The sequence below is a fragment of the Saccharopolyspora sp. 6M genome (assembly GCF_020176775.1).
Taxonomy (GTDB): Bacteria; Actinomycetota; Actinomycetes; order Mycobacteriales; family Pseudonocardiaceae; genus Saccharopolyspora_C; species Saccharopolyspora_C gregorii.
This window is the reverse complement of the sequence record NZ_JAIUJZ010000306.1, coordinates 1-4842: the sequence shown is the minus strand read 5'-3', so window position 1 is coordinate 4842 and position 4842 is coordinate 1. Positions and strand designations below refer to the sequence as shown.

The 4842-nt window shown below is 73.4% G+C and carries 4 protein-coding genes; all 4 read right to left on the bottom strand.

Annotation, left to right across the window (positions count from 1 at the left end; all coding sequences use genetic code 11):
- The coding region (locus LCD31_RS28140; protein WP_224963118.1) for a glycosyltransferase family 1 protein at positions 1 to 1382 on the bottom strand (1382 nt) is incomplete at its 3' end.
- Positions 1379 to 2341: an alpha/beta fold hydrolase gene (locus LCD31_RS28135; RefSeq protein WP_224963116.1), complete on the bottom strand. Its 963-nt coding sequence runs from the start codon at positions 2339 to 2341 to the stop codon at positions 1379 to 1381. The genes LCD31_RS28135 and LCD31_RS28140, both read right to left, overlap by 4 nt.
- 9 nt (positions 2342 to 2350) lie before the next feature.
- Positions 2351 to 3589, bottom strand: a complete 1239-nt coding sequence (locus LCD31_RS28130; protein ID WP_224963114.1) for a glycosyltransferase — start codon at positions 3587 to 3589, stop codon at positions 2351 to 2353.
- On the bottom strand, positions 3586 to 4521 hold the full coding sequence (locus tag LCD31_RS28125) for a hypothetical protein (protein ID WP_224963112.1): 936 nt from the start codon (positions 4519 to 4521) through the stop codon (positions 3586 to 3588). Before LCD31_RS28125 ends, LCD31_RS28130 begins: the two co-directional genes overlap by 4 nt.
- Positions 4522 to 4842 lie beyond the last annotated feature (321 nt).

Sequence of the window (4842 nt, the reverse complement as noted above, 5' to 3'; positions counted from 1 at the left end):
ACCCTGCCCTGATCCCGGCCGAGGGGCGGGGCCCCGCCCCCCCCGGGGGGGGCCCCCCGGGGGGGCCCCCCCCGGGGGGGCCCCCCCCCCCCCCCCCCCCCCCCCCCCCCCCCCCCCCCCCCCCCGGCCGTCCCCGCCGCGCCCGGCACCAGCACGCGCAGCAGCCGCCGGGCCGAGCGCTCCCAGGTGAACCGAGCGGCCTGCTCGCAGCCGCCGCGCACCAGTTCGGCGCGCTGCTCGGGATCGTCCACCTCGCGCACCGCCGCGACGAAGGCCGCGACGTCCCCGACCGGGAAGAACCGGGCGTGACCACCCGTCACCTCGCGGAAGATCTCCAGATCGCTGCACACGACAGGAGTTCCGGCATGCATCGCCTCGATGATCGGCAACCCGAAGCCCTCGTCCCGCGAGGCCGTCACCAGCGCCGCCGCCCCGCGCAGCAGCGTCCGGTAGGCGTCCTCGTCGATGCCGTTCCAGAACACCACGTCCGAACCGGACGGCACCTGGGCGCGCAGCTCCGCCTCCCGGGCGGGGGCGATGCGGCTCAGCAGGTGCAGGCGGTACCCGGGCAGCGATCCCATCCCCGCGATCAGCGTCTCGACGTCCTTGTAGGGCATGAACGAACCCATGTAGACCAGTTCGCGGACCTGCCCGGCGGGGGCCTGCTCGGCGTCGACGGGCTCCGGCAGGCCGGACGGCGCGTTCGGCACCACCGTCACCGGCCGCCGGGTCAGGCGGTGGCGCCGGATGAGCCGCGCGGGCGTCTCGCTGACCGTGACGACCGCGTCCGCCCGGTTCAGCAGCAGCCGCTGCGGCCAGTAGGCGCGGTGGTACAGCCGCCAGATCACCCGCACCGGCAGCGGCAGGAAACCGGGCGGTTCCGGGTGCCGGTAGTAGATGAGGTCGTGCAGCGTGAGCACCAGGCGGTAGCGTCGGCCGAACCCGCCGATCACCTGCATCGGGCTGAACACCACGTCCGCGCCCAGCGCGTGCAGCCTGCTCGCCAGGGACAGCTCCCGCACCGAGAACGGGCTGTTGATCTTGATGTGCGGCACTTCCGCCGGCAGCAGCGCGAGCTGGCGCCGGTCGTTGATCAGCATCGTCACCGGGTGCAGGGCGTGCAGCGCGCGGATCAGCTCCGCACCGAACCGGCTGATGCCGTCGTGCGCGTCGGTGCGCGTCCAGCGGGCGTCCACGAACACCCGCGCGGGCCGCCCACCGCCAGCGGGGAGCTCCCCGTCCCCGTCCGCCGGATCGCGGGACTCGTCGGGGCCCGGCGTACCGGCGGTCCCGGCGCGTCCGGTGGGTTCGGTGGTTCCGGCCGGTTCGGTGGTTCCCGTCGGCTCGTGCGGCTCGATCGGATCGGTCGGCCGGGCGCTCAAGACTCCCCCAAGAAGCGGTCGATCGCGTGCGCGGCGGCGGCCGGCGTCTCGTAGTGCACGAGGTGCCCGACGCCGGGGATCACCACCAGCTCGGCATCCGGCAGGCCCGCGAGGAGCTCGCGCTGCCCGGCCAGCGGTGCGATGTCGTCGGACTCCCCCGCGATCAGCAGCGTCGGCAGCGTCAGCGACGCGCTGTGGTCGGCCACCGTGCCGGTCACCGAGGCCTCGTAGGTCTCGGTGAGCAGCGCCGGGCTGTGGAAGCGGGAGAAGTGGCGCTGGTGGCTGTCGTGTACGAACCGGCGCACCTCCGGGTCGCGGGTCCGCAACATCGCCAGCCCGGTGCCCCACACCACCAGCCGGTTGGCCAGCAGCGCCCGCCCCAGCCGCGACGGCAACGCGGTGCCCAGGGCGTAGTACAGCGAAGTCAGCCAGGACAGCACCACCCGCGGCCCACGCAACGCGGGCGTCGAGATCGGGTTGACCAGCACCAGCCGCTCCACCAACTCCGGACCACGGGAGACGACGTGCGCAGCCACCATCGAACCGAAGGAATGCCCGAGCAGCACCACCGGCCGGTCCCGCCCACCGAGGTGCTCGATGAGCTCGATGATCGCGTCGGCGTAGCCGGGCACGTCGTGCGCGCGCCCGGTCATCGGCCCGGAGTCGCCGAACCCCGGCAGGTCCGGGACGACGACGGTGCGACCACCGCCCAGCCGCGCCACGATCGGCTCCAGCCCGTGGTGGGTGCCGCGCAGTCCGTGCACCATCACGATCAGCCGGTCCGCTTCCTCGTCCGCCGAGGTCTCCGGCGGCTCCGAGGTCTCCGGCGCCTCGTCCGGAGCGCTCGACCGGTAGGTCCAGAAGTGCAGGTCCGAACCCTGGATCCGCGCCACCTGCGATTCCGGCCGCAGCTCCTGCTCGTGCGCCGCGGTGCCCAGTGCCGGTGTTCTGCTGCTCATGGCGGCTCCTCAGCTGGCCAGCTCGGCGGGCAGCTCGACGGGTGTCACCCCGTCGTCGTGCGCGAGCGCGTGCCGGTAGATCGATTCGAAGCGGGCCAGCACCGCGTCGATGTCGTGCTTGCTGCTGACCAGCCGCTCCCCGGCGGCGCCCATCCGGTCGATGGTGGCGCGGTCCGCGAGCACGTCGTCGATGGCGTGCGCCAGGGCGTGCACGTCCCGCGGCCGGTAAAGCCAGCCGTTCTCCCCCGCCTCGACCAGGTGCGGCAGCGCCATCGCGTCCGCCAGCACCACCGGGGTGATCGCGGACATCGCCTCCATCGTGGCGAGGCTCTGCAGCTCGGCGATGCTCGGCATGCAGAACAGGTCCGCCCTGGCGTAGGCGTCGAGCAGCTCCTCCTCGTCGACCAGGCCCGCGAAGTGCACCCGGTCCGAGATGCCGAGCTCCGCCGCCAGCTCGCCCAGCGGTTCGCGGCAGCTGCCGTCGCCGACGATCTCCAGGCGGGTCGGGTGCTCGGTCTTGAGCAGCGCCATCGCCCGCAGCAGGTCGTCGATGTGCTTCTCCTCGTCGAGCCTGCCGACGAACAGGACGGTGCGGGTCGCGGAGTCCGGGTCCTGCTTGCGCAGCTCCTGCGCCCGGCGCCGGTACCGCCCGACGTCGATGCCGCAGGACACCGGCACCGCCGGCCGGGAGAACCCGTTGTCCTGGAGCAGCTGCACCGCGCGCGGCGTGGGCGCGGTCACCAGCTGCGCCTTGCCGTAGTGCTTGATCAGGTTGTGCCAGAGCAACCGCGCGCCCGCCTTCTGCAGGGCCTTCGGGATGCGCACGTAGCCGAAGATGTTCTCCGGCATGAAGTGGTTGGTGGCGATGAGCCCGATGCCCTGACGGCGCGCGGCGTTGATCAGGCCGCGGCCGATGAAGAAGTGCGACTGGACGTGCACGATGTCCGGCTGGATCTCGCGCAGCAATCGGTCGGCGACCGACGAGGCCTGCCACGGCGGGCACGCCCGGAACGTCGGGTGCGCCGGGGTCCGGTAGGACGCGACGCGGTGCACCGTCACGCCGTCCTCGACGCCGGTGCTCTCGTTGCGGTCCACCGAGTGGCAGATCACGTGCACGTCGTGGCCACGGCGGGCCAGCCCGGTCGCGAGCCGGTGGCCGAAGTTCGCCGCACCGTTCACCTCGGGCGGGTACATCACCGCGCCGATCACGATGCGCAGCCGATCTCCGCCGAACGGTTGCGAAGTCAAGTTGAACTCCCGTCAGAACGTATCCGCCGAACGTCGGCGTCGCCGTCGCCGGTCACGGTTGCTTGCACTCGCCGATCTTGGGTGTCCGGATGGTGCCGCGCGAGCGCGAACACGCCTGCGCAGGCGATCACGGCGCACAGCAGCTCGCCGATCGCGGTCGCACCGTCCACGGCATCGGCCTCACCCAGCAGCCCGATGCCCAGGCCCACCGCCACGAGCGGGTCGATCACGGTCAGGCAGGCCACGACCAGGTCCGGGGGGCCGCTCGCGTAGCCGTGCTGCAGCAACCAGCCGCCCACCGCCATCGCCACCACGATCACGACCAGCGGCAGCGGGTTGATGCTCAGCAGCGGCGCGCTGCCGAACTGCTGGACCAGCGCCCGCACCAGCAGCGAGACCAGCCCGTAGGCGACGGCGCAGCCCGCCGCGTAGGCCATGCAGCGGACCTTCGACCTGGTGACCAGGCCGACCACGCCCAGCGCCAGCACCGTGCCCGCCACCAGCTGAGTGGCGAGCAGCTGGTCGTCCGGCATCACCGGGGTGGAGGTAGCGCTGCCCGCCGCGAGGAACACGAACGCCGCGACACCACCGGTCGCGGCCAGCACCGAGAGCACCACGTGCACGTTGAGGTCGCGGGTGCGGATGCCCTGCTGGCGGGCGTTGAGCAGCACGGTGATCGGCAGCGCCAGCACGCCGACCGGCTGCACGACGCTCAGCGGCGCCAGCCCCAGCGCGCAGGCGTGCAGCAGCGCCCCGCTGCCCAGCGCCAGCAGCCCCAGCAGCCATCGCTGGTTGCGCAGCAGCCGCACCTGGCTGCGCACCTTCAAGCCGTCGTCGCCGATCGCGTCCTGCACCGCGCCGTGCTGCAACCGGGCGCCGACGGCGTAACCGCAGGCGCCCAGCGCGGCCAGCGCCACCGCGAGTGTGGTCACCGCGCACCCCGCTCCACGAAGCTCACCTGCCGGTCACCGGGCGCCGCGGACCTCGCCGGGCCCCGCCCGGCGCGGTCTGCGCGGTGCGCGACCGGGCGCGCACCACCGGTGACGACGCCCGCGAACGGACGTCCACCGGCTCCACCCCTGGTCGCTGCTGCCGCCGGCAGCCCGTGCTGTTCGTCCACACCGCTCAATCTCGCGCATCGCGGGTTCGCCCCACATCGGGGCACACCCTCAATTTCCCTGATCCGGCTCGTCCGCCGCACCGGGCCGCTCCCGCGGCCCCGCGATCCCGGGCCCGCCACCCCATGATGGCCC

Coding starts and splice junctions, on each gene's coding strand:
- LCD31_RS28135 (WP_224963116.1), bottom strand. CDS start 2,341: ATGAGCAGCAGAACACCGGCACTGGGCACCGCGGCGCACGAGCAGGAG.